1 tRNA gene and 1 rRNA gene are annotated in these 206 nt (G+C 53.9%); both read right to left on the bottom strand.

Annotation, left to right across the window (positions count from 1 at the left end):
- Nucleotide 1: 1 nt before the first annotated feature.
- A tRNA-Asn gene (locus NR121_RS25145) sits at nt 2–77 on the bottom strand.
- A gap of 6 nt (nt 78–83) precedes the next feature.
- A 5S ribosomal RNA gene (gene rrf / locus NR121_RS25140) occupies nt 84–200 on the bottom strand.
- Nucleotides 201–206 lie beyond the last annotated feature (6 nt).

Raw genomic sequence — 206 nt, 5'->3', positions numbered from 1 at the left:
ATGGCTCCCCGAACAGGACTCGAACCTGTGACAACTCGATTAACAGTCGAGTGCTCTACCAACTGAGCTATCAGGGAATATTCGCTTGGCGACGTTCTACTCTCCCAGGACCCTGCGGTCCAAGTACCATCGACGCTGGAAGGCTTAACGGTCGTGTTCGGTATGGGTACGCGTGGTTCCCTTCCGCCATCATCACCAAACGTATT

Origin of the sequence: Paenibacillus sp. Pae15 (assembly GCF_024519685.1) — a bacterium.
In the GTDB taxonomy this organism is placed as follows: domain Bacteria; phylum Bacillota; class Bacilli; order Paenibacillales; family NBRC-103111; genus Paenibacillus_G; species Paenibacillus_G naphthalenovorans.
The sequence above is the reverse complement of the archived record's forward strand: the minus strand, read 5'-3'. Positions and strand labels throughout refer to the sequence as shown.